Here is a 26406-nt window from a genome sequence, read left to right on the forward strand (position 1 = left end):
CGCAATGTCTCGCGTCATACATCGACCTGAAAAACCGGGTCGATAATGGATTCAAAGCAGATCGTTCACGTCGGTGTAGATCGTCAATATTCCCGGATCGGTTCCCTCTCCCTCCGGGCGGTCCGACGTTTCGGGAGGGCCAGGGTGAGGGCAAGCGGTCTAAAGGCTTAAGAGAGTTCCGTGCCAAGCACGACACTAAGCGCACTCCGCGCATCATCCAGCTGCACCAGCGTCGCATGCCGAGCCCCCAACGCATCCCGGTTCTCGATGGCAGTCAGAATCGCCTTGTGCCGAGGCAGTGCCAGTTCGTGCAGATTCGGTCGCTGGTTCGAATGCTTCAACGCCTCGGCAATCGCCACCGACAACATGTTGCACAGATTCGCCAGCAAATCGTTGTGGGTCGCGTCGGCAATGCGGCTGTGGAAGTCCAGATCCGGTTGCAGCAGGGCTTCCGGGGTCGGTGCGGCTTCCATGCGCCGGTAGGCTTCGCCAATCGCGGCGATGTCGGCTTCGGTGGCGTGCTGGGCGGCGAGGGCGGCGGCGGCCGGTTCGATGATGCTGCGCACGCTGGTCAGCACATTGAAGAATTCATTTTGCGGGCTGCTTTGCATCAGCCAGTGCAGCACGTCCGGGTCGAGCATGTGCCATTCGCGGCGCGGCTTGACCACGGTGCCGACGCGAGGCTTCGAGTACACCAGGCCCTTGGCGACCAACACTCGCGTGGCCTCGCGCAACACCGGCCGACTGACCGCGTATTCCTCACAGAGCAAGGCTTCGGCGGGCAGTTTGTCGTCGGGCAGAAAACGGCCGGAAACGATCTGCATGCCCAGTTCCTGAACAATGCGCGAATGCATGCTTTTGCGGTCGGAAGGTTTGCGGTAATCCATGGGGAGCGGCGCGATCCTGAGCGATGGAGATGCCGCGCATCATAGCAGGCACGACATAATCTTGAGGTGGATACACAAAGCAAATGTGGGAGCGAGCTTGCTCGCGATAGCGGAGTGTCAGCCAACCTGGATGTTGAATGATAAATCGCAATCGCGAGCAAGCTCGCTCCCACAGGGGCGGCGGTGTCAGTGGGAATGGCGCGGTACCTCGGCACCTCGGCAACCGACAAGGAAATCAAAGTCGCAACCCTGATCCGCCTGTAGCACGTGATCGATATACAGCTGACGATAACCCCCCACGAGCAATTGCTGCGGTGGTTGCAGATCCGCCATGCGCGCCGCCAGTTCGGCGTCCGGAATGTCCAGGTGCAGACGGCCGTTGGCGCAGTCCAGCTCGATCCAGTCACCTTCCTTCACCACCGCCAAAGGCCCGCCGGCCGCCGCTTCCGGGGCGACGTGCAACACGACGGTGCCGTACGCCGTGCCACTCATGCGTGCGTCGGAGATGCGCACCATGTCGGTCACGCCCTGGGCCAGCAGTTTGGCCGGCAAGCCCATGTTGCCGACTTCGGCCATGCCCGGATAACCCTTCGGCCCGCAGTTCTTCATCACCAGGATCGAGTCGGCATCGACGTCCAGTTCCGGGTCGTTGATCCGTGCCTTGTACACATCGAAGTTCTCGAACACCACGGCGCGGCCACGGTGTTGCATCAGTTCCGGTGTGGCGGCTGATGGCTTGAGTACCGCACCCAGTGGCGCCAGGTTGCCGCGCAACACGCAGATCCCGCCGTCAGCGCGGATCGGGTTGTCGAGGGTGCGGATCACTTGGTCTTCGCCGTAGATCGGTGCGTCCCTGGTGTTCTCGCCGATGGATTTGCCATTGACGGTCAGCGCGTCCGGATTCGGAATCAGATTGGCTTCGCCGAGGCGGCGCAATACAGCCGGCAAGCCGCCCGCGTAGTAAAACTCTTCCATCAGGAAACGCCCGGAGGGTTGCAGGTCGACGATGGTCGGCATGCCGCGACCGATGCGCGTCCAGTCGTCCAGATCCAGCTCCACGCCGATGCGCCCGGCAATGGCTTTGAGGTGGATCACCGCGTTGGTCGAACCGCCAATCGCCGCGTTGACCCGGATCGCGTTTTCGAAAGCCTCTTTGGTCAGGATCTTCGACAGCTTCAAGTCTTCGCGCACCATCTCGACTGCACGCATGCCGGACATGTGCGCCAGCACATAACGCCGCGCATCCACCGCCGGAATCGCTGCGTTGTGGGGCAGGGACGTGCCCAGCGCTTCGGCCATGCAGGCCATGGTCGAGGCGGTGCCCATGGTGTTGCAAGTGCCGGCCGAGCGGGACATGCCACCCTCGGCCGCGAGGAAGTCGTCAATCGTGATGGTGCCGGCCTTGACCTGCTCGCTGAGCTGCCAGACCACGGTGCCGGAACCGATGTCCTTGCCCTTGTGCTTGCCGTTGAGCATCGGCCCGCCGGTGACGACGATCGCCGGCACGTCGCAACTGGCTGCCCCCATCAGCAGCGCCGGGGTGGTCTTGTCGCAACCGGTCAGCAGCACCACGCCGTCGATCGGGTTGCCGCGAATCGCTTCCTCGACATCCATGCTCGCCAGGTTGCGGGTAAGCATGGCGGTCGGGCGCAGGTTCGACTCGCCGTTGGAGAACACCGGGAACTCCACCGGAAACCCGCCGGCCTCGATCACCCCGCGTTTGACGTGCTCCGCAATCTGGCGGAAGTGCGCGTTGCACGGCGTCAGCTCCGACCAGGTGTTGCAGATGCCGATGATCGGCTTGCCATGAAACTGATGGTCGGCGATGCCCTGATTTTTCATCCAGCTGCGGTACATGAAGCCGTTCTTGTCGGCGGTGCCAAACCATTGGGCGGAGCGCAGGGTGGGTTTCTTTTCAGACATGATCGATTCTCTTATTGTAAGACTATTGGTTGCGAGTCTCAGCTAAACATAAGCTCAAAAACCGACATTTGGAAGTGTTGTTGGGTAATAAGTATTACTATATAGTCACTTTCAACTGAGGGATGACCCTGGCAATTTTCTGCGAGAGGCGTCCCCGGAGGTTCCATAAAAACAACAAACGGAGACCGACCCCATGAGCCAGGAGCTGCGGCTTGTCCGGCGCATCACGCTGAAACTGATTCCCTTCCTGATCCTGCTGTACCTCATCGCCTATGTGGATCGCTCCGCCGTCGGCTTCGCCAAGCTGCACATGGGTGCCGACATCGGTATCGGCGATGCCGCCTACGGCCTCGGTGCCGGGCTGTTTTTCATCGGCTACTTTCTGCTGGAGATTCCCAGCAACCTGATGCTCGAACGCTTCGGCGCCAGGCGCTGGTTCGCGCGAATCATGATCACCTGGGGTGCGATCACCATCGGCATGGCGTTCGTCCAGGGACCGCACAGTTTTTACGTGATGCGCTTTCTGCTCGGCGCGGCGGAGGCGGGGTTCTTTCCCGGCGTTCTGTACTACATCACCCAATGGTTTCCGGTGCGCCATCGCGGCCGGATTCTCGGGCTGTTCATCCTTTCCCAACCCATCGCGATGATGATCACCGGCCCCGTGTCCGGTGGCCTGTTGGGCATGGACGGCATCCTCGGTCTGCATGGCTGGCAGTGGCTGTTCATCGTCATCGGCACCCCGGCGATCCTGCTGACCTGGCCGGTATTGCGCTGGTTGCCGGACGGCCCGCAGCAAGTGAACTGGATGGACCAGGCCGAGAAGGACTGGCTGACCGGCGAGCTGAAGAAGGATCTGCAGGAATACGGTCAGACCCGTCACGGCAATCCGCTGCATGCACTGAAAGACAAACGTGTGTTGCTGCTGGCGCTGTTCTATCTGCCGGTGACCCTGAGTATCTATGGCCTGGGACTGTGGCTGCCGACCCTGATCAAACAGTTTGGTGGCAGCGATCTGGTGACCGGTTTTGTCTCGTCAGTGCCTTACATCTTCGGCATCGTCGGTCTGCTGATCGTGCCGCGCAGCTCCGACCGCATGAATGACCGCTACGGGCATCTGGCGGTGCTCTATGTGCTGGGTGCCATCGGCCTGTTCCTCAGCGCCTGGCTGTCGTTGCCCGTGGCGCAACTGGCAGCACTGTGCCTGGTGGCATTTGCGCTGTTCTCCTGCACGGCGGTGTTCTGGACCTTGCCGGGGCGATTCTTCGCCGGCGCCAGTGCGGCGGCGGGCATCGCCTTGATCAACTCGGTGGGCAACCTCGGCGGTTACCTCGGCCCGTTCGTGATCGGCGCGTTGAAGGAGTACACCGGCAATCTCGGTTCCGGTCTGTACTTCCTGTCCGCCGTGATGGTGTTCGGGCTGCTTCTGACGGGCGTCGTCTATGGCTTGCTGGAGCGCAGGCATGTGCTGCCGGTCGAGCAGTTTGCGGCGAGTGCAAGGGGCGCAACGCGAACTTGAATGGCTGACACCGGCCCCTGTGGGAGCGAGCCTGCTCGCGAAGAGGCCGTCACATGCAACATCGTGGGTGGCTGACATGCCGCTTTCGCGAGCAGGCTCGCTCCCACAGGGATTGGCGGTGTTTTTGAGGAAAGAGGAGAGGATTTATGCATCTGGTTCAATTCGAATTGAGTAGCGGCGAGCGCCGTGTCGGGGTGGTCGAGGGTGGTCTGGTGCGCGAGGTGCAGGATGCGCGCACGGTTCGTGATCTCGCACTGGCCGCGATTGAAGCCGGCAGCACCCTCGCGCAGCAAGTGCAGACCCTGGGCCTCGGCATCAGTCACGATTACCCGCAGTTGCTCAAAGACCTGCGCATCCTGCCGCCGCTGGACCACCCGGACCCTGCGCACCTGCTGGTCAGCGGCACCGGCCTCACGCACCTCGGCAGCGCCTCGGCCCGGGACAAGATGCATCAGCAGGCCGGCGACGAAGCGGCGATGACCGATACCATGCGCATCTTCAAGTGGGGCGTAGAGGGCGGCAAGCCGGCGGTGGGACAGGCCGGGGTGCAGCCGGAGTGGTTCTACAAGGGCGACGGCAGCATCGTCGTGCGCCCCGGTCAGTCGTTCCCGCTGCCGCCGTTTGCCGAAGACGCCGGCGAAGAGCCGGAGATGGCCGGCCTCTACGTTATCGGCCACGACGGCAAGCCGTATCGCCTCGGGTTCGCGGTGGGCAACGAGTTCTCCGATCACGTCATGGAGCGCAAGAATTACCTGTACCTCGCTCACTCAAAACTGCGCAGTTGCAGTTACGGCCCGGAACTGCGCGTCGGCGAATTGCCGCAACATCTGGCCGGCACCAGCCGCATCCTGCGTAACGGTGAAGTGCTGTGGCAGAACGAGTTTCTCAGCGGTGAGGCCAACATGTGCCACAGCCTGGCGAACCTTGAATACCACCACTTCAAGTACAGCCAGTTCCTGCGTCCGGGTGACGTGCATATTCACTTTTTCGGCACCGCGACACTGTCGTTCGCCGATGGCATCCGCACTCAGCCGGGCGATGTGTTCGAGATCAGCCAGGCCGAATTCGGCGCGCCGCTGGTCAATGGCATCGCCCCGGTTGGAGCCGTTTTTCAACCGGACAGCATCGGCACCCTTTAAGGAGATCCCATGACTCAGATTCTCGGTCACAACTACATCGGCGGTCGTCGCAGCGCGGCGGGCAGCGTCAAGTTGCACAGCATCGACGCGACGACGGGCGAATCCTTGCCTCACGATTTCATTCAGGCGACGCAGGAGGAAGTGGACGCCGCTGCCAAAGCCGCCGCTTCTGCCTACCCGGCCTATCGCAGCTTGAGCGCCGAACGACGTGCGCAGTTTCTTGATGCCATCGCCGATGAACTGGATGCGCTGGGCGATGATTTCGTTGCCGTGGTTTGCCGCGAAACCGCGCTGCCTGCCGCACGGATTCAGGGTGAGCGCGGTCGCACCAGCGGCCAGATGCGGCTGTTCGCCAAAGTCCTGCGGCGTGGTGACTTCTATGGGGCGCGAATCGATCTGCCGCTGCCGGATCGTCAACCGTTGCCGCGTCCCGATCTGCGCCAGTACCGCATCGGCCTCGGCCCGGTGGCGGTGTTCGGTGCGAGCAACTTTCCGCTCGCATTCTCCACTGCCGGCGGCGACACCGCATCAGCGCTGGCCGCCGGTTGCCCGGTGGTGTTCAAGGCCCATAGCGGCCATATGGCCACGGCTGAACTCGTGGCTGATGCGGTGATTCGGGCGGCGGAGAAAACCGCGATGCCGAACGGCGTATTCAACATGGTCTATGGCGGTGGAGTGGGTGAGTGGCTGGTCAAGCATCCGGCGATTCAGGCCGTGGGTTTCACGGGTTCACTGAAAGGGGGGCGCGCACTGTGCGACATGGCCGCCGCGCGTGCGCAGCCAATTCCGGTGTTCGCCGAGATGTCGAGCATCAACCCGGTGATCGTGCTGCCCCAGGCCCTGACCGTGCGTTCGGAAACCGTTGCTCGCGATCTTACGGCTTCAGTGGTGCAGGGTTGCGGTCAGTTCTGTACCAACCCGGGCCTGGTGATCGGCATCCGCTCGCCGCAGTTCACGGCGTTCGTCGAGCAGGTCGCCGCGTTGATCGGCGATCAACCGGCGCAAACCATGCTCAACGCCGGGACGCTCGGCAGCTACGGCAAGGGCCTGGAAAAACTGTCGGCGCACGCCGGCATCGAGCACCTGGCCGGCAACCCGCAGCAGGGCAATCAGGCGCAGCCGCAATTGTTCAAGGCAGATGTCAGCCTGTTGATCAATGGCGATGAAGTGCTGCAGGAGGAAGTGTTCGGCCCGACCACGGTGATCGTCGAGGTGACCGACAAGGCGCAACTCAGTGCAGCGCTGCATGGACTGCATGGACAACTCACGGCAACCATCATTGGTGAACAGGCCGACTTCGAACGCTTCCCGGAGTTGACACCGTTGCTTGAACAGAAGGTCGGTCGGATCCTGCTCAACGGTTACCCGACCGGTGTCGAGGTCTGTGATTCGATGGTTCACGGCGGGCCGTATCCGGCGACCTCCGATGCCCGCGGCACGTCGGTCGGTACCCTGGCGATCGATCGTTTCCTGCGTCCGGTATGCTTCCAGAACTACCCCGACAGCCTGCTGCCGGACCCGCTGAAAAATGCCAACCCGTTGCGGATTCAGCGGCTGGTCGACGGCAAGCCTTCACGCGAGGCGCTCTAATCCACACCGAGATCCCTGTGGGAGCGAGCCTGCTCGCGAAGGCGGCTGTCCAGTCACTAGTTAATTGCCTGACACTCCGTATTCGCGAGCAAGCTCGCTCCCACAAGGGCTCAGCGGCTGCTTTGAGCTATCATTGCCACTTTCCCCCCTGAAAGACATGAGCACCATGACTGCCGTACCCGACACCCTTCTCCACGCCCTCGAACATTGCGGTATGGTCGAAATCGATGGCCTGCACGCCTTCGAATTCGCCCTCGATGAAAACGACAACCTGCATATCGAGTGCATCGATGGCCGAACGGCCAAACATTGGGAGTTCACACCGGCTCAGGTGGCAGCGGCGACGTTTGACCAGGATCTGCAGAGCTGGTTGATCGTCGGCTACGCCAGCGACACCAAAACCGTTGGTGAACACCGTCTGGTCTGCCTCGGCGACGTACTCGGCAGCGGCGACGACGAGGATGAAACCGAATGAACATGCGTAAATTCTGGCCGCTGCTGATGGCCGGCAGTGTGGGTGCAATGGGCCTTTCCAGCGCGTCCGCCGAGAGCTACCAGCTGCTGGTCGGCTCCTACACCGCCGGCACCAGCCAGGGCATCTACCGGATGAACTTCGACAGCGCCACTGGCCAGATCGACGCCAAGCCGCTGCAAGTGATCAAGAGCGAAAACCCTTCGTGGCTGACGCTTTCCAAGGATCAGCACCACCTGTTCGTGGTCAACGAAAACGGTCCCGGCCAGAAAGACCCGGTCGGTCGCGTCAGCAGTTTTTCGATCGACCCCAAGAGCCACGCACTGACCCTGATCAATCAGGTGCAGAGTCTGGGCAACGAGCCAACCCATTCGAGCCTCAGCGGCGACGCCAGCCATCTGTTCGTCAGCAACTATTCGGTGGTCGAAGATCCGGGCGGCACCCTCGCGGTGTTGCCGGTGGGCAGCGACGGCAAGCTCAAACCGGTGGTGCAGATGAGCGCGCACCCGGCGAGTCGGGTCAATCCCGAGCGTCAGGCCTCGAACCATGTGCACTCGACGATCTCCTCGCCGGACGGCCGTTATGTGTTCTCCAATGACCTGGGCGCCGACAAAATCTTCATCTACCAGTTCGACCCGAAAGCCAACCCGGACCTGCCGCTGACTCCGGCGAAAACCGCTTCGGTGCAACTGCCGGCAGGCAGCGGGCCGCGTCATCTGCTGTTCAGCGCCGACGGCAAGCATGCCTGGCTGACCATGGAAATGAGCGCTCAGGTTGCCGTGTTCGATTACAAGGACGGCGTGCTGACCCAGACGCAAATGGTCGATCTGGCGGCCGGCCAGCCGACGTCGGACAAAGCCGCTGCGGCGCTGCATGCGTCCGCCGATGGCAAATTCCTCTACGTCAGCAACCGCGGCACGGCCAATCAGTTGCTGGTGTTCACCATCGACCCGGCCAGTGGCCAGCTCAAGGAACTGCAGCGGCGTTCGGTGGAGGGTGATCACCCCCGTGAGTTCAGCCTCGACCCGAGCGGCAAATTTCTGCTGATCGCCAACCAGAAGAGCAACCAGATTGTCGTGGTCGAACGCGACGGCAAGACCGGTCTGCTCGGCAAAACCGTGCAAAAACTGCCGATGGACGCCCCGAGCGACCTCAAGTTTATCGTGCGTCAATAAGCCGCAGGCCCCGGTTTACGGGGCCTGAAGCTTTGTATTAATCCTGCTGATAACAGGTAATGGTGCAAAGCATTTCAAGCGCGCAACCCTCGAGCGTTAAGTTTGCTTCACGGCCCGACCGGGCAAGCCAGCCAACTGAACACGAGGGTTACCGCCATGAACTTCAATCTCTTCTCCGTTATCGCCGCTTCTGCCATCTCCGCCACCGTTGCCCTGCCAGCCAGCGCCAACGTTGAAATCAGCGACAAAAAATCCCACACCCAGAGCTATACCCAGAAATACCTGCAACAAAGCGCCAACTTCTACGCCGCGCTGGATCACAAAGCTCAACACTGAAATTTCCGTCACGTCCAGGAACTGCCAAAGGCTGGGTTCTGTTGATCTTGTTTGAAAAAGCAAAATCAACAGAACCCAGCCTTCGGCAGTTTTTTCACGTTTGCATCGACAGGTAATAGGTATTTTCAAACGGCAGGATAGGCCGGCTAAATAATCAACGAAGCTGATGGTTACTATGTCAAACCCTGAGTGGTTACCTCGGCTTTTTTGATCGATTCTGTGGACCTCGAAACATTGTCCACGGAGCACACATCATGGCCAGTTCAATCCTCACTTCCGCCAAACGCGGCGCCTACCTGGCCATCGGTCTGTACCTGGTCATGGTGCTGTTCGTCAGCCTCTCGTCCCAATCGCAACACAGCTTTGATGCGCCGATCCAGGTCGCGCATCCCGGCGTCCAGTTCGAACTCCGCTCGCAGAATGCAGCGATGAGTTCAACAGAACTCGCGGGAGCCGTCGGAGCATGAAAGGCTACAGATTCTGGGTCATCGCCGGTCTGGCGATCATGACCAACGGCGCGTCCCTGTTGGGATTCGGTCAGGGCTCGGTCGGCGGGCTGGCCCGCGCCATAGAGGCCAACCACAGCATCGCGCACAACATCGAACGGGCCAATGCGCTGGGGCTGCTGGCCGGCAATCCACCGGTAAAAACCGAAGCGGGTTTTCTCGGCCCGTTCCAGGTCGATTGCTCGGCCATCGGCATGTGCCAGGTGCTGGCGTAAGGCGCTTACTTTTTCATGATGCCGGTGAACAGGTCAGATTCCAGAAACCGCTGCAACCAGGCCTGCAACCGCACATAAGGCGTCGTCGCAAACCACTCGCGATCGACATGGGCGAACTGGCGGACGAAGGGCAGCAGCGCGATATCGGCCAGGCAAGGATGATCGGTCAGCAAGTAGTCGCGGTTCGCAAGTAACTCATCGAGCTTCTGCAAGAACAGCGCACCTTCCGCGCGATAAACCTCCATCGGCTGTTTCGGATAACGTTCGGCGTACTTGTAGCGATTGAGGTGTACCTTGAACTCTTGATCATTGGCTTCGATCAGTTCGCCAATCCTGGCATCGCCGCCCAGCAGCCAGTTTTCCGGATCATTCTGTGCCAGCGCCCAGCGCATGATTTCCAGGCTCTCTTCGATCACCTGACCATCGGCATCCAGTACCGGCACCGTGCCCTTGGGCGAGATCGCCAGCATCTCGGCCGGTTTGGCCTTGAGGCTGACTTCGATGATGTCCACCGGTACGCCCGAATAACGCAGGGCCATCCGCGCCCGCATCGCGTACGGGCAGCGGCGGAACGAATACAGCGTGTTCATTTCACCTCCAGTGTGCTCAAGCCATTGCCCTGGCGCTGTACCTGAATCTGCACCGGAATCCGCTCGTGCATTTCCTGCACATGGGAAATCACCGCGACCTTGCGACCCTGCGCCTGCAAACCGTCGAGAGCGTCCATGGCCAGTTGCAGGGATTCCGGATCGAGGCTGCCGAAACCTTCATCGATGAACAGCGATTCGATCTTCAGCGTGCTCGACGCCATCGAGGCGAGGCCCAGCGCCAGCGCCAGCGAGACGAGGAAGGTTTCGCCACCGGACAGCGAATGCACCGAACGCAGTTCATCGCCCATTTCCGTGTCCATCACCAGCAGGCCGAGCATGCTGCCGCCGCGCTTGAGACGATAGCGTTTGACCAGTTGGCGCAGTTGCGCGTTGGCGTGATGCACCAGCAGATCGAGGTTGTAGGCCTGGGCGATCTTGCGGAACGTGTCGCCGGTGGCCGAGCCGATCAGGGCATTGAGCCGCGCCCAGCGCTGATACTCGGCATAGGCGTCGGCGATCTGCTGCGCCAGCGCAGAGTTGGCGTTCTGCCGGCGCTGATCTTCGACTTGCTCGGCCCGCAGTTCGGCGCAGAGCTGTTCGCTGGCGCTGCATTGATGCTGCACCTCGGCGAGGGCCGTGTTGAGTTGTTCAGGGTCAAGGTTGCCGTTGTGCTGCGCCTGATGCTCCAGCAACTGGCGCTGGCGCTCCTGCAACAGCACAGTGGCGTGCTCCAGGGCTTTTTCGTTGCGCTGCAAACGCTCGCGCAGTTCGCCGACCTGTGCCTCATCGACCCGCAACAAATCTTCGAGGCCACCGTCATCCAGTTCCGGATGGCGGGCGCGCCATTCGGCAATCTTGCCGGCCAGCTCGTGGTCTTCGGTTTCCAGCGCCTGCAAACGCTCTTGTTGCGCCTTGAGTTCGGCAGCGATTTGCACATGTTCCGTGCGCACGTCCTGCAGAGTCTGAGTCGTGGCGAATTCGGCATTGCGCGCCATTTCCACTGCCTGCTCAAGTTGCTGCTGCCAATGTTCGGCGCAGTTGTGAGCTCCCAGCAACTGCGCGAGTTTTGCCTGGCTGGCCTGTTGTTGGCCGGTCAATGCGCTCAGTTGTTGCTCGACATTTTGCAGCTGCTGCACGCGGCTCTGCTGGCGGTCCTGTTCTTTCTCAAGCGTCTGTTGGCGTTGTTGCTGTTCGGCCAGCTCTTCCTTTTGCTGATCGATCTGCGCCAGGCGCTCGGCGATCTGCCGGTCAAGCTGCATGAAGGTCGCCGCCGGTTCGGCGCGCAAGGCTTCAAGGGTGTCGCTCGGCAGCAGTGTGGCGAAGGCGGCGAGTTCTTCGTCCAGACGCTGCCGGTCAGCGCTCAACTCGCGCTGTTGATTGCTCAGATGTTGCGCCGCTTGCTGCTGCTCAGTTTCGGCCTGACGCAATTGCCGGGTCAGACGCACCGCGTCCTGTTGCAAGGTGAGCAGGGCGGTCTGGCGTTGTTCGTCCTGGGTGATGCTCTGGTTCAGTTGATCGTTCTGGCGGGCCAGCCAGGCAGTGCGTTTGTCGCTGTCCTGATTCAGCAACGAAGCGCCCAGCGGATGTGCGTCGATACTCGGCGTCAGCGCTTGCTGTTGCGTCGCCAGTTGCTCCTGCTGTTGCAGCAGCTCCTTTTGCCGCGCAATCACACCACCGACCTCGGCGCGCAGTTCCGTGAGTTTTTCCTTGAGTTGATCGACCGCTTGCTGGGCGGCAGCCTGCTCGCCTTCATCGTGGCGGCCGAGGCTTTGCAGCAGTGCTTCCGGCTGGTGATAGGGGTGCTCGTTGCTGCCGCAGACCGGACACGGCTGATCGTCCTGCAACTGCGCACGCAGTTCTTCGACGCTGGCACTGCGGGCCAGCCGCTGACGTTCGAGCAATTCGCGGGTGACGCTGAGGGTCTGTTCGGCAAGGGTAAGCTCGGCCTTGGTTTTCACCCCGTCCTGAGTCAGGCGATCGCGCTCCTGCTGCGCATCGAACTGACGCTGTTGCAGTTCGCTGCCGCGCTTGTCCAGTTCCTGTTGGCTGGCCCAAAGACGTTTCAGCTCTTCGATGGCGCGCAGTTGTTTGCGGTTGTCCTGCAACAGAGTGCCAAGGATGCCGATCTGCTCGGCGACGGCGTCCGGCTCGGCACCGGCCTCTTTGAACAGGACTTCCAGCTGCTGCTTTTGTGTCGCGAGTTCTTCGGTTGCACGGGCTGCGTTCTGTTCGAGATTTGCCAGTTCGCTTTGGCCCTTGTTCAGCCGGTTGCCGATCAGCATCAGTTGCTGCAAGCGGTCGCGGTAGGCATTCCAGGCTTCACTCAACGGTGCCAGATGAATACTTTGCTGCAGATCGGCGGCGATGCGCTGCAAGCGTTCGGCGACCTGTTTTTGCTGATCGAGCAGGGTCTGGATTGCACTCTGGCCTTGAGTGCAGGCCTGTTCGGCTGAATGCTTTGCTTCGGTGCCGGAGGCGACATCCCTGGCAAGGCGGGCGAGGGCGCTTTGCTCGTCGAATGCTTCACGCAACAGTGGCGCACTTTCAGTCTGTTGCTTCTGCGCTTCGGCCAGAGCGATCTGTGCAGCGCTCAGGTCTTGTTCAAGTTGAGTCTGGCGCTCAGTCAGCTCGCGTTGTTTGTGGGTGTTCGCACTGATCTGTGCAGCCAATGGCGTCAGCAGCGCATCGAGTTCGGCCTTGCGCGCGAACTGGTGCCGTTGCGGGGCGAGTTGTTCAAGGCGCGTCAATCGCAGGCGTTCGCCGGCCAGCGTGTCGCGCTCGTGTTCGGCGCTTTGCAATTGCTCGGCCGCCGCTTGTTGTGCGTCCTGCAGAACGTGCAGATCCTTGAGCCAGGTGTGCTGCTGCTCAAGCTGTTTGAGCCGGGCCTGCTGCAACTTCAGTTCTTGCTGGGCGGCGTCGAATCGTGCGTCGAGTTCGGCGCGAGCCTCGGGCGGCAGCGGTGTCACGCCGCTGGCCTGATCCTGCAATTGCTTGTGGGCTTCGCGTGCCTCTTTGGTCTTGTCGAAGGCGCGACGGCCAAGGCGGGTATAAAGCGCGGTGTCGGTGAGTTTTTCCAGCAGTTCGCTGCGGTCGTTGTCGTCGGCCTTGAGGAACGCGCTGAACTCGCTCTGGGCCAGCAGCACGGCGCGGGTGAACTGCTCGAAATTCAGGCCCAGTGCGGCTTCGAGCTGAACCTTGTACTCGCCTTTCTGGCTGGCGAGCAGTTGGTCCTGATCGATGTCGCGCAGGCTCTGACGGCTGGCCTGCAACTTGCCGCCGGCCTTTTCCCGGGCGCGGTTGGCTTCCCAGCGCGCGCGATAGCGGCGGCCATCGACGCCGACGAAATCCACTTCGGCAAAACCTTCGCCGGTGCCGCGACGCAGCAGGGTACGTGGGTCGCCGGTGGCGATTTCACCGTCGGCATCCGGCACCTTGGCGTCGCGTCCGGTGTTGTTCAGACGTGGCACGGCGCCGAACAGCGCCAGGCACAAGGCATCGAGCAGGGTACTTTTACCGGCGCCGGTCGGGCCGGTGATGGCGAACAGGCCGGCACTGGCCAGCGGTTCGGCGGTGAAGTCGATCTCGAACGGGCCGGCCAGCGAAGCAAGGTTCTTCAAACGAATGGCGAGAATCTTCATGGCTGCTCGCCCTCCATTTGTACGTCTTGCAGCAGTTCTGCGAAGTCCTTGAGGGTTTGCTCATCGACCTCGTTACCGTAATTGTCGAGCCAGGCGCGGCTGAACAGTTCCTGCGGTGTGAGCTGGTCCAGATCGATCAGCGCACTGCCGTCCTCGGCGCCGTCAGCGCCACGATTGCCGGCGTATTCGGCGGCGATTCGCACCAGTCGCACGGCCTTGCCTTGCAGGGCACTTTCGACCTGATGGCGCAGATCCGGTTGCGGTTCGTCGAGAGTCACTCGCACTTCCAGCCACGGCTGGCGCTGGGGTTCGGCCAGCAGATCGATGTTCGGCAGATCCGCCAGTTGCAGCAGGATTTCCGCCAGCGGCGCAGGGCCCAGGCGTTGCAGGTTGACGGAACGGGGGATCAGTATCGGCTCGACGCTGACCAGGGTTTCGCCGTCCAGCACGACGTCGAGAATCTGGTGTTGATAGCTGATTTCCGAGAACGACAACGGGATCGGCGAGCCGCTGTAGCGAATCCGCTCTTCGCCGTTGACCTTCTGCGGCTTGTGCAAATGGCCGAGGGCGACATAGCTGATGCTCGGCCCGAACAGGCTGGCCGGCAGGGCTTCGGCGTTGCCGATGATCAGGCTGCGCTCGGAGTCTTCCGAGACCGAGCCGCCGGCCATGTGCGCGTGACTGATGGCGATCAGCGCCTGGCCCGGCTGGCGCCTGGCGTTGGCCGCGTCGATCAGCCATTCATGCACCAGGCCGATGCCGCGCAAATAGTTGTCGCCCAGATGTGCGCCGGTCACCTCGGCAGGCCGCAAAAACGGCAACGCCAGGCACCAAGCGGCGATCTCGCCGGATGCAGCCGGCAGCGGCAGCAGCAGGCGTTCCGCATCGAGCTGGCCGTCGTCCAGCCACAACACCCGACCCAGCGCATGGGTACGCAAACGCCGCATCAACGGCGCGGGCAGCTCGATTCGCGAGCCGGAATCGTGGTTGCCGGCAATCATCACGATAGTCAGCAACGGCTGCTGCTCGTGGGCGCTGACGATGAAATCGTAAAGGCGTTCCTGGGCTTTGACCGGTGGATTGACCGTGTCGAAGATGTCACCGGCAATCAGCAGCACGTCCGGCTGCGCCAGCTTCATTTGACGCAACAGCCACTCGAGAAAACAGGCGTGCTCGAAATCGCGCTCCTGGCCGTGCAGGTTCTGCCCAAGGTGCCAGTCGGAGGTGTGAAACAGACGCAAGGCTGACTCCGCAATATAAAAAGGTGATGGCCGCGAGGATGTGAAAGCGGCGAAAGAGGGGAAGTTTACAGATTATTGCGACATGCAGGCTTGTGCGGATGGGTACGGATTCCTGTTGGCTGAGAGTTCCTGCGTCATTGCCTGTCAGGCATTTCTCTTTAGGGAAGCGTCGCCTGCATGTTTTCCGGATTTCACTGCGTGATCTGCGAAATCTCCTGCATATCCACCGGATCGGGACGATTTTCTCCATGTCGTTGATCGATAACACTGTTTTGGCGAAATCATTAATTGACGTCAAAATGATGGCTATCTAATATCGCGCCACTATTTTGATGTCACTTTTCTGGTGGAGTGATCGGGTGTGTTCGCCCGGTGCAATACCTGGTCCTGCTGACGCCCGGATTTTGCTTCCGGTTCATGCCTGCTCCCGAGATTCTGAAATGGATATTCGCCTCCTGACCTTCATGGCTGGCCAGCCTTCTGCGGCCGTAAAAAATCGCGATACCTTTTGGGGCATGCCCAAGCGCGGGCTGGCGTTCCTGCTGGCCAACGTCATGTTCTGGCAACCGATGTGGGCGCAGGCGGACGGGATTGTGGTGGCGAATCCGGGCACCACCCTTGATCGCGCTGGCAACGGCGTGCCGATCGTCAACATTGCCACACCCAACGGCGCGGGGCTGTCGCACAACCAGTTCCACGATTACAACGTCGGAGCGCAGGGCGTCATCCTCAACAACGTGGCGGCGCAGACCGGGCAGACGCAACTGGGCGGGATCATCGTCGGCAACCCCAACCTGAGCAACCGGGCCGCGGCCCAGGCGATCCTCAACGAAGTCATCAGCGGCAACCCGAGCCAGTTACGTGGCTACACCGAGGTAGCGGGGCAGTCGGCGCGGGTGATCGTCGCCAACCCGTACGGCATCACTTGCAGCGGCTGCGGCTTCATCAACTCGCCGCGTGTGACCTTGACCACCGGTAAACCGGTACTCGATGGCGCGGGCCGGCTGGATCGTTTTCAGGTCGATCAGGGCTCCGTCGCCATCGAAGGCGCCGGCCTTAATGCCACCAACGTCGACCGTTTCGAGATCATCACCCGCAGCGCGAAGATCAATGCCGAGATCCAGGCACAGAACCTGACCATTGTTGCCGGTCGCAACGATGTTAACGCCGAAACGCTTAACGCCACCGCGCGAATCGATGACGGCACTGCCAAACCGCAACTGGCGATCGACTCTTCGGCCCTCGGCGGTATGTACGCCGGGGCGATCAAACTGGTTGGGACCGAGGCCGGGGTCGGGGTGAAACTGGCCGGCAATGTGGCGGCCAGCGGCGGTGATATCCAGATCGATGCCAACGGCCAACTGACCCTGGCGCAGACCTCCGCCGCGAACAACGTGAACATCACGGCGGCCAGCCTCGACGCTCAAGGGCCGGTGTATGCCGGTGTGAACGTCAATGTGCAGACTCAGGGCAATCTGACCAACCGCCAGACCCTCGCTGCGCGGGACAACATCAGCCTGACCGCCGGCGGCCAGTTGACCAACAGTGGCATCATCGAAGCCGGGGTCAATGCGGACAACAGCCGTAACACGGCAGGCAACGTCGCCATCAGGGCGAGCAGCATCGATAACAATGGCAAAAGCGTGGTCGCGAGCCGCGATTTGACGGTCGCGGCGGCACAGACCCTGAACAATCAGGGCGGTACCTTGAGCTCGCAAAACACGCGCGTGACCGCAGGCACTCTTGATAACCAGAACAAAGGTCGCGTACTGAGCACGGGGGCTCTGAGTCTCAACGCCAGCCAGGTACTCAACACCAGCGGTCTGATTAAGAGTTCTGGGCGTCTGGATGCCGACATCGGTCACTTGAATAACCGCAGTGGCGAACTGTCGAGCCTGCAAAGTGCGACGTTGCGCATGGCAACGCTAGACAACGTTGCAGGGTTGGTAAATGCCGGAAAAACCTTGAGCATTACCGCTACCGGCCAGATCAACAACCAGAGTGGCAAGTTGACCTCCCTTGACAACCTGACGCTCAAGGCTGGCCACATCGTCAACAGCGACAAGGGCCGGATCGCCAGCAACGGAGCCTTGTCGGTCAATGCTGCAAGCCTGGATCAACACGATGGCGGGCAACTCACAAGCGATACGTCACTGGCGCTGGATCTCAACAACGGCGCCTTGAACAACCAGAAGGGTCTGATCAATGCACCGTTGCTGGTTCTGAAAAACCTGCAACAGGTCGATAACCGTAGCGGTGAAATCTCCAGTGCCCAGGCGTTCACTCTGGCTGCCGACAGCCTCGACAACAGCAACGGCAAACTGTTGAGCAATCAGGCGTTGACCCTGCTGGTGCAGCACGCACTGACCAATATCAAGGGACTCATCGGCGCGAGCCGCATCGATGCCCGAGTGGGTAGCCTGAACAACAATGGCGGTACTTTCACCAGTCGCGCCGACCTGGATCTGCGCGCTGACGGTCAGCTCGACAATCAGGACAAAGGACTGATCAACGCCACGCAAAATCTCACCATCACCGCCGCCAATGTGAACAACCAGAATGGCGGCTCGCTGCTCGGTAGCGCCATCGCCATCGATTTCAGCGGTGCGGTGGGCGACCTCAATAACAGCAAAGGCCTGATTACAACCAAGGGCCAGTTGAGCATCAATCATCTGCGGGATCTGGACAACCAGGGCGGTGAACTCTCCAGCGACCTGAGTTACACCCTTGTCGCGCGAAATCTGGACAACAGTGACGGCAAGCTTTTCAGTCGTCAGCGACTGGATCTGAGCGCTGACAACACGCGCAATCTGAATGGCCTGATTTCCGGCTGGCAAAACCTGAGCCTGCTCGGTGGCAGTCTCGACAATCGCAATCACGGTACGTTGTCCAGTCGGGATGGCGATCTATTGGTCGATCTCACTGGTGATATCCGCAACAGCAATACCGGCGCACTGGCCAGCAAAGGCATTTTGAAGATCGCTGCGGCCAACATCGATAACTCGGACAAAGGTGCGCTCTCGAGTGAGGGCGCGCAGACCCTGACTGTCACCGGTACGTTGAACAACGGACAGGGTGGTCAGATCGACAGTGGCGCGGTTCTGGATATCACCGCCAAACGTCTCGACAACACCCATGCAACCATCAACGCCAAGCAGGACATCCGTTTCACCGGCACAGACCTGGATAACACAGAAGGGGTTCTGGCCAGTGAAGCGGCTGTCAACCTGGACTTGCTCAGCACGCTGACCAATACCAAGGGCCAATTGGTCGGTGTTGGCCCGCTAGTGATTGCCCGGGCGACGCAAATCAATAACCAGGGTGGCAAACTGGTCAGCCAGAAATTGCTCAGCCTGTCGACCGGCGACCTCGACAACCGCAATGGCGGCACCGTCGCTGCTAACGATAACCTTGCGATCACCGCCAGCGGTGCAGTGCAAAACAGTGGCGGCCTGATCTACAGCGACGCCGCTGATCTGCAACTGACCGCTGCCAGCCTCGAAAACGTCAAGGGAACCCTGCAAAGCGAAGGCGCACTCACTGCGAACGTCGGCGGCGCCATCGATAACCAGAGCGGTCGTTTCGTTGCCAAAACCGGCGATCTCAACATCACCGCTGCCAGCCTCGGCAGCCGTGGCGGTGTGCTCTCCAGCCTCAAAAGCGCTTTTACCGCGCAGATCGGTGGTTTGTTGCGTAATGGGCAGGGCGGGGTGATTCAGGCTCAGCAACTGACGCTCAAGGCCTTGGCCGGTCTCGACAACGAGGCTGGACGGATCGTGGCACAGAGTGGTGACGCGACTATCGATCTGGGCAGCACCGGAAGTTTCAATAACCGCAACGGCATACTGGTCGCCAGGCAACACGTCAGCGTTACCGGCAAAGATTTTGATAACAGTGGCAACACGGGTGGCCAGGTTGCCGGTCAGCAGATCGACTTCAGCTTGGGCGGCGCTCTGTACAACCGCAAAGGCATCGTCGAAAGCGCCAGCACTCTGAGCATAGGCGCGGCCAGTATCGATAACCAGACCGGTCAATTGCGCGCATTGGGCAGCAGCGGCAAAACGGCGTTCACCCTCGGCGGCCTGTTCGATAACCGCAACGGCACCGTAGAAAGTGCCAACAATGACCTCAGCCTCGGCGCGGATGGATTGTTGAACGGTGGCGGTAACGTGTTGCATGTCGGTACCGGAATCTTCGACATCGCCACCGGCCAGCTCGGCAGTGCCGGCGGCAGCTTCGTCACACGCGGTGGACTGACGCTGACAGCCGATGGCTGGACCAACAGCAGTCTGATCCAGGCCGATCGTCTGACGGTCAACATCAACAACCTCAACCAGACGGCGGGCGGGCAGTTGCTGGCCGTCAGCAAACTGACCGGGAATGGTGGTAACTGGAATAACGACGGGTTGATTGCCAGTGACGGCGCTCTGGATCTGACATTGTGGGGCAGCTATTCCGGGAATGGTCGCACCAGCAGTCTTGGTGACTTGGTGCTCAAGGCCAATCAGCTGGATCTCAACGCCGGGACCAGCATTGCCGGTGGCGGCAACACCACCATCAATATCAATGGCTTATTGAACAACCAGGGGCGTCTGACATCCGCCGGTGATCTGACCCTGGGCGCCGCCAACATCAATAACTACGGCACCATCGGTTCCGGCAAAGAACTTACTCTGACCACCAATACCCTCCTGAACAGCGGGGGGCTGATCACCAGTCGCGGCGACATGCGTCTGTTGCTGGCCAGTTTCACCAATGCTTACGGCAATGTGTATGGGCTGAATAACGTACACATCGGCCGGGATCGTGACAGTGGCAAAGCCGATTTGCTGGACAACCGTTCAGGCGAGATCTACAGCGCGCAGGACCTGACCATTAATGCCCTGACCGTGAATAACGTCAGGGACATCCTCGAATACACCGCGCATGAAAAAAGCTCGGTGGTCATCACTCAACTGGATTGCAACCTGATTCCGATTGCCGGGTGTGACTTCCGCAGTGGCGGTCGACGCAACGGACATTGGGAGATCGCCGAGACCGATCGCCTGAAAGTCGACAACAGCAGTGCCGCAGCGAGCCTGACCAGCGGTGGCGACATGTCGATCAACGCCCAGGCTCTGAACAATAGCAGCAGTACCATAGCCGCCACCGGTGATATCGCTGTCCACGCCGACACCATCACCAACAAGGGCGTGCAAGAACAGGAAATCATCACCAAGCGTACCTACTGGAACTACGTCGACCAGATATTCGCTACGGTACCGGCAGCCGAGGCTTTCAATGCCAAAAATGGCGGCACCCCTTCGGCCACTGTCGAGGCGGACCTGAGTCGTTTCATCAGCATGTTGGGCGGTGGCAAGCTCACCGAAAGCATCGTCACCGTCCCCGGATCCGGCAATTCCTATGACTCCGTGATCCAGGCCGGTGGCAACATCGAACTGAACGCGACCCAGACCATCGACAACAGCGTCGTGCGTCCTTACTACAGTTACGTCGCGGCGGGCAAAACCAACACCGATACGGGCGTCGGCAGTGGCTACTCCACGGTGGTCAAGATCAATCCGCAACTGCCGCCGGATCTGGCCCAGCAGCAGGTCAGCCCGATCGACCTGCCAGGTTTCAGCTTGCCGACGGGCCAGAACGGCCTGTTCCGCCTGAGCTCCGAAGGCAGCAGTAATCCGACCGTCACTGGCCCGCAAAGCTGGACGCTAAGCAGTGGCAAAGTCACCACCGATCCATCGGCAACCCCGATAACCATCAATCGGGTACAAGGCCTGCCAGCCAACACTGGGAAATCCCAGCCGCACAAATACCTGATCGAAACCAACCCGGTACTCACCGACCTCAAGCAATTCATGAGCTCGGATTATCTGCTCAAGGGGCTGGGTTACGACGCCGACCAGAGCGCCAAGCGTCTGGGCGACGGTCTGTTCGAACAGAAACTGGTTCAGCAGGCCGTCGTGGCCCGCACGGGGCAGCGTTTCATCGATGGGCAGACCTCCGACGAGGCGGTCTACAAGTACCTGATGGACAACGCCATCGCAAGCAAGAACGCGTTGAATCTGAGCGTAGGCGTCACCCTCAGTGCAGAGCAGGTCGCGGCGCTGACCCACGACATCGTCTGGCTCGAAGAGCGTGAAGTGAACGGCGAAAAGGTCTTGGTGCCGGTGCTGTACCTGGCCAATGCCAACAACCGCCTTGCGTCAACAGGCGCGTTGATTCAGGGCAAGGACGTCACGCTGATTGCCGGCGAAAACCTGGAGAACTCCGGCACGTTGCGCGCCAGCCAAAATCTCGATGCAACAGCCAAGAAGGATCTGGTGAGCAGCGGACTGGTCGAGGCCGGCAATCTCCTGAAGTTGACGGCGACCGACAACCTGACGAACAAGGCAGGCGGGATCATTTCCGGTCGCGACGTCACGCTCACCGCCGAACACGGCGACGTGATCAACGAACGCACCATGACCACCCATCGCAGCAGTGACGGCCGCCTTAGCGAAGACACCGACTTCGTCGACAACGCGGCGCGTATCGAAGCGGCGAATGCACTGGTTATCGGCGCCGGTCGCGACATCAACAACAGTGGCAGCGTGTTGAAGAGTGGTGGCGATACCACGCTGACGGCCAGCCGCGATGTACACATCGACTCGACCGAACAGACCACTGACCGCAGCAATACCAACTATCAGTATTCGACGGTCAAGCAGCATGGCTCGGACGTCAACACCGGCGGCACACTAAAGGTTACGGCCCAGCGTGACGTCAGCGTTGTGGCGAGTAATGTCGAGGCCAAAGGCAATGTTGACATCAATGCCAAAGGTGACCTGATGATCAGCTCTGCGGCTGACGAATCCCATGCCACCGGCTGGAACAAGAAGTTCCGTGCGGAGGAGGATCACGTCGCCCAGCAATCGAGCGTGATCAAGGCTGGTGGAAGCCTGACGCTCAATGCCGACAAGGATCTCAACCTGATCGCCAGCCATGTCAAATCGGGTGGCGAGGCTTTTGTCTATGCTGGCGACGACCTGAACCTGCTGACCGCTGATAACCTCGATCACTCGTTTTACACCAAGACAACGAAGGGCAGCTTCGGCAAGAAAAAATCCGTGATGACCGAAAGCGAACGTATCGCGTCGGTCAGCTCGAGTATCGATTCAGGAAGCAAGCTGGTGATGTCCGCAGGTCAGGACATCAATGCACAAGGGGCAAAAGTCAAATCCGATGGATCGTTGCTGGCGACTGCCGGTCATGACATCAACCTCGACGCGGCCGAAGACTATGCCAGCCAGGCCAGTGCCTCTTCGAAGAAGAACTGGAAATCCAGCAAATCCAATAGTGGCGAGGCCACTCAAACCCGCTTGAACAGCACCGAGTGGGTTGCCAAGAGCATGGAACTCAAGGCCGACAATGACATTGCGTTGAAAGCTGCTTCGTTGCGTGCAACGGATGACATCACGCTGACTGCCGCCAATGATGTGTTCATCGGCGCCGCTCAGGAAACACAAACCTCCAGCCAGTCGCAGAGCTCCAGCAAGACAGGGGCGACGATTACCGGGCTGCTGTCCAACACGCAGAAGTCGCAACAGGGGCAACAGTCGTCCACCGAAAGCATCGGCAGCGATATCAGCGCCGGCAGCCTGCAGATCAAGAGCGGCCGGGACACGGTGGTTGAAGGCAGCACGCTGGTGGCCGACAAGAACATCGGTATCAACGCCGGGCGCAACCTGGAAGTCATCAGCGCTGAAAACACCACGACCGCCAGTTCCTCTTCAGGCAGCAAGAAGGTGGGCGAGATCGGTTCCTGGTGGCAGGGCGCGACCGGGATCGTCAAGACCAAAGAGTCGGATCAGAGCACCACGACTCGCCAGTCGGGCAGCCAGATTGCTTCGCTTGGCGGCAACATCCTGCTGACGGCCGGGGATCATTACACCCAGACGGCCAGCCAACTGGTCGCGCCGGTGGGTGACATCGGTATTACGGCCAAGCACGTGGATATCGGTGAGGGCTACGACACACTGAGCTCCACCAAGACCGCCAGCACCAATCGCACTGCCGTCGGTGGCACGGTGAGTATTCCGCTGGTTGATGCGCTGCGCGGCATTCAGCAAATGGGCGAAGCCGCCGGGAAAACCACCGACGGACGAATGCTTGCACTCGCTGCCGTGAATGCGGCCATGAGTGCCGATCAAGCGGTAGACGCGGCCAAGGCGTTGAAGGAAGACCCTCGGGTCGGAGTGAAGGTCAGCGTCAACCTGAGCAATAGCCAAAGCAAGATGAACAGCAGCCAGAGCGGCAGCAATGTCGTCGGCAGCGGCGTGATTGCGGGTGGCAACATCAACATCGTCGCCAAGGGCGCCGGTGCCGACAGCAACATCAATGTGGTCGGTAGTCGCATCGAGGGCGGTGGCGATGTTTCGCTGAACGCCGATGGTGCGATCAATCTTCTGTCTGCACAAAACACTGCGCATCAGGAGAGCACCAACAGCAATAGCGGCTGGAGTGCCGGGATCGGTTTCGGCTTCGGCGAACAAAACGGCTTTACCCTTGAGCTGGCCGCTAACAAGGGCCGTGGCAGCAGTGACGGTGACGACGTCACGCACACCAATACCTCGGTCAAATCTGGCGGCACGCTGAACCTGAAGAGTGGTGGCGACACCAACATCAAGGGCGCCACCGCCAGCGGCGAAACGGTCAAGGTCAACGTGGGCGGTGATCTCAATATCGAGAGCCTGCAAGACACCAGTACCTACACCTCCAAGCAGTCAAGCGCCAACGTCGGCCTGAGTGTCTGCGTGCCACCGTTCTGCGTCGGCAACAGCAGCGTCAGCGGCGGCGTTTCCCAGCAACACATGCATAGCGAGTACGCCAGCGTCTCCGAGCAGTCGGGCATCAAGGCTGGCAATGGTGGTTTCCAGGTCGAGGTAAAGGGCAACACCGACCTCGTCGGGGCGATCATTGCCAGTACCGACAAGGCGGTAGCGGATGGCAAGAACACCCTCAGTACCGGGACGCTGACCACTTCCGACATCAAGAACAAGGCTGATTACGACGCAACCAGCATCAATCTGAGTGGTGGTTTCGGAGGCAATATCGGCCGCGATGGCAAGGGCAACGCCAGTGCTACGGCCAACCCTAACGGCCCCAATGTTCCCAACAAAGGTGGTGTGAGTGTTTCGACCCCGGTGGCGCTGTACGCCGGCGACAGTTCCAGCAGCACTACTCACAGCGGCATCAGCGGTGCGGCCGTAACCATCACCAATGGTGCCAAGCAACAGGAAATGACTGGTCAGACGGTGGAGCAGGCAATTGCCGCCATCAATACCGATGTTTCCAGTGAGCGTGACGGCAGCAACAAGCTGAAGCCGATTTTCGATGCTCAGGAAATCGGAGTGGACTTCGAGATCGTCGGCAAGTTCGTGCAGAACGTTTCCCAGTACATTAATAGTCGTGCGCGGGAAATCGATCAGAAGAAGGAGCAGGCCAACCTTGAAAAGGCTGCTGCTGATGACCAAAGCTTGCCGCTCAAGGATCGAATAGCGCACCACGAAAATTATGTGCAGCTCAATCAGCAAATAAAGGAAATCGGTGATAACTGGGGCGCCGGCGGCACTTACCGGCAAATCGCAACAGCGCTGGTCGCGGGTATCAGTGGCAACGTAGCCGGCAGCAGTGCCCAGTTCGCGCAAAACATGGTGGTCAACTACGTCCAGCAGCAAGGCTCGGCGTATATCGGCAAACTGGTGAAAGAGGGCCTGAAGGAAGGCAGCCCTGAACATGCCGCGTTACACGCGATTCTTGGTTGCGCGGGCGCTGCCGCCAGCAGTCAAAGTTGTTCGGCAGGTGCTTTGGGTGGTTCTGCCGCAAGCCTGTTGGCCGGATTGTTCGCCGATAGCGACCCGAACGAAACCGCAGTAGAGCGCGAAGCCAAACGCAACATCATCACTAGCCTGGTGACCGGCATTGCGGCCATGAGTTCGCCAAACGGCGCGGCTACCGCGAACAACGCTGCTGCGGCTAACGTCGATAACAACTGGCTGGCGACGCAGCAGTACGTCCAGGCCAAAAAGGAAATCGATGCGGAGCCCAATCTGGCGAAGAAGTTGGCAATCATCGCCAAGTGGGGACTCACTTCTGCCCGACAGGATCTGCTGACAGCTTCCGGAGTCATGAAAGGCTTCACGGACGGCATGGCGGGGGCGGGACTTGGCGCGCTGGACAGTGCAGTGAATCTGTTGCGTGATCCGGTGGAAAGTTTCCACGCCATGAACGAGTTCCTTGCCTCCGATGAAGCGGTGGAGATTCTCGGCAAAAGCGTCGCTGATGCGTTCAAATCGCAACTTTCGCAAATCCTTGAAGCGGCCACCGTGGGCGGCGATGAGAACGCGGAGATTGTTGGCCGGCAAATGGGTCAGGCCGTCGCACTCATCGTCCAGCTGATGGCCGGCGGCGGCACCAGCTCCGCAAATTCAGCGCTGCAGCTTTCGCGCATGGGCATCGACGTCTCGGTCAAGACCATCAAAGAAGTGGGCTCGACGGTCAAGATCGATAATCTCAAGACGCAGATCACGAAGTTTTCGGAGAAGCTGCCGGATACGGATGTGCCGCGCGTTGATCCGCCTGTTACTCCCCCAAAAGTGGATAGTGTTCCGCCCAAGACGGATGTTACTCCAAAAAACACAGAGCCATCTTCGACTGACGTCGTTGCTCCTGTAACGGGTGGGGTGGTGTTTTTTGATCGAAAATTTATTGAGGAAAAACTGCTTGAATCTTTAGGCTCAGATATCAAGTCGCATCCTTTGCGGATGGAGTATGAACAAAAAGTATCAGAGCTTTCTTCTTATGCAGAAAGAATACAGCCAAACATGACGCAGGATGAGCTTCGAAAGCTTGCTGAGGAGGCCAACCAGGCTAGGCGGCAACTTGGTGTAGAATATAAGGACTTAACGCCAGGGCCTCTTAAAGACTATATATATGAAGTGAATATTGAGCGTTACAATGATCCGCTAGGCCCTACTGTTGACTATCTGATAAATTCGGGTCGTACTTATACTGAAATTATTGAGTCGGCGTCTCGGTCGAATTCGAATGTTGATGCACTGCTACGAGGTTTTGGAAAGTGGTTGAATAATCAACCGGATTCGTATATTAAGAAATATCAGCATTTGATAAGGCAATAAT

General features: G+C 60.0%; 14 protein-coding genes. 9 read left to right on the forward strand and 5 right to left on the reverse strand.

The features are described from left to right. Positions 1–167: 167 nt before the first annotated feature. Both BBF94_RS15415 and BBF94_RS15420 read right to left on the reverse strand, forming a co-directional pair. Positions 168–887: a FadR/GntR family transcriptional regulator gene (locus tag BBF94_RS15415; protein ID WP_065259848.1), complete on the reverse strand. Its 720-nt coding sequence runs from the start codon at positions 885–887 to the stop codon at positions 168–170. Between the two features lie 186 nt (positions 888–1073). Beyond that, the gene (locus BBF94_RS15420) at positions 1074–2810 is read right to left on the reverse strand and encodes an IlvD/Edd family dehydratase (protein WP_065259849.1); all 1737 of its coding nucleotides are present in this window, start codon (positions 2808–2810) and stop codon (positions 1074–1076) included. 193 nt (positions 2811–3003) lie between these two features. Here BBF94_RS15420 and BBF94_RS15425 point away from each other — a divergent pair, with 193 nt between their 5' ends. From BBF94_RS15425 to BBF94_RS15460, 8 genes are all read left to right on the forward strand, one after another. Continuing rightward, positions 3004–4326, forward strand: a complete 1323-nt coding sequence (locus tag BBF94_RS15425) for an MFS transporter (RefSeq protein WP_065259850.1) — start codon at positions 3004–3006, stop codon at positions 4324–4326. A gap of 146 nt (positions 4327–4472) precedes the next feature. Next, positions 4473–5465 carry an AraD1 family protein gene (araD1, locus tag BBF94_RS15430; RefSeq protein WP_065259851.1) on the forward strand — a complete coding sequence of 331 codons (993 nt, stop codon included), beginning with the start codon at positions 4473–4475 and terminating at the stop codon, positions 5463–5465. A gap of 9 nt (positions 5466–5474) precedes the next feature. Continuing rightward, positions 5475–7055, forward strand: coding sequence for an aldehyde dehydrogenase (NADP(+)) (locus tag BBF94_RS15435; protein ID WP_065259852.1), 1581 nt, complete (start codon positions 5475–5477; stop codon positions 7053–7055). A 166-nt stretch (positions 7056–7221) separates the two neighbouring features. Next, the gene (locus BBF94_RS15440) at positions 7222–7530 is read left to right on the forward strand and encodes a DUF5629 family protein (RefSeq protein WP_065259879.1); all 309 of its coding nucleotides are present in this window, start codon (positions 7222–7224) and stop codon (positions 7528–7530) included. Further along, complete coding sequence (locus BBF94_RS15445) at positions 7527–8702, forward strand: lactonase family protein (protein WP_065259853.1); 1176 nt, start codon at positions 7527–7529, stop codon at positions 8700–8702. The genes BBF94_RS15440 and BBF94_RS15445 overlap by 4 nt, the downstream gene beginning before the upstream one ends. A gap of 156 nt (positions 8703–8858) precedes the next feature. Next, complete coding sequence (locus tag BBF94_RS15450; protein ID WP_007941320.1) at positions 8859–9038, forward strand: hypothetical protein; 180 nt, start codon at positions 8859–8861, stop codon at positions 9036–9038. A 254-nt stretch (positions 9039–9292) separates the two neighbouring features. Further along, on the forward strand, positions 9293–9505 hold the full coding sequence (locus tag BBF94_RS15455) for a hypothetical protein (RefSeq protein ID WP_065259854.1): 213 nt from the start codon (positions 9293–9295) through the stop codon (positions 9503–9505). After that, on the forward strand, positions 9502–9759 hold the full coding sequence (locus tag BBF94_RS15460) for a hypothetical protein (RefSeq protein ID WP_065259855.1): 258 nt from the start codon (positions 9502–9504) through the stop codon (positions 9757–9759). Before BBF94_RS15455 ends, BBF94_RS15460 begins: the two co-directional genes overlap by 4 nt. Before the next feature lie 5 nt (positions 9760–9764). Here the strand turns inward: BBF94_RS15460 and BBF94_RS15465 are convergent, their stop codons facing one another. The 3 genes from BBF94_RS15465 to BBF94_RS15475 are packed head-to-tail and all read right to left on the reverse strand — an operon-like array spanning position 9765 to position 15228. After that, complete coding sequence (locus BBF94_RS15465; protein WP_065259856.1) at positions 9765–10349, reverse strand: glutathione S-transferase; 585 nt, start codon at positions 10347–10349, stop codon at positions 9765–9767. Further along, on the reverse strand, positions 10346–13987 hold the full coding sequence (locus BBF94_RS15470; RefSeq protein ID WP_065259857.1) for an AAA family ATPase: 3642 nt from the start codon (positions 13985–13987) through the stop codon (positions 10346–10348). The genes BBF94_RS15465 and BBF94_RS15470 overlap by 4 nt, the downstream gene beginning before the upstream one ends. Beyond that, positions 13984–15228, reverse strand: coding sequence for an exonuclease SbcCD subunit D C-terminal domain-containing protein (locus BBF94_RS15475; protein ID WP_065259858.1), 1245 nt, complete (start codon positions 15226–15228; stop codon positions 13984–13986). The genes BBF94_RS15470 and BBF94_RS15475 overlap by 4 nt, the downstream gene beginning before the upstream one ends. A gap of 440 nt (positions 15229–15668) precedes the next feature. Between BBF94_RS15475 and BBF94_RS28080 the strand changes: the two genes are divergently transcribed. Continuing rightward, on the forward strand, positions 15669–26405 hold the full coding sequence (locus BBF94_RS28080) for a hemagglutinin repeat-containing protein (protein WP_082302412.1): 10737 nt from the start codon (positions 15669–15671) through the stop codon (positions 26403–26405). The last annotated feature ends 1 nt before the right edge of the window (position 26406 follow it).

Origin of the sequence: Pseudomonas bananamidigenes (assembly GCF_001679645.1) — a bacterium.
Classification (GTDB): domain Bacteria; phylum Pseudomonadota; class Gammaproteobacteria; order Pseudomonadales; family Pseudomonadaceae; genus Aquipseudomonas; species Aquipseudomonas bananamidigenes.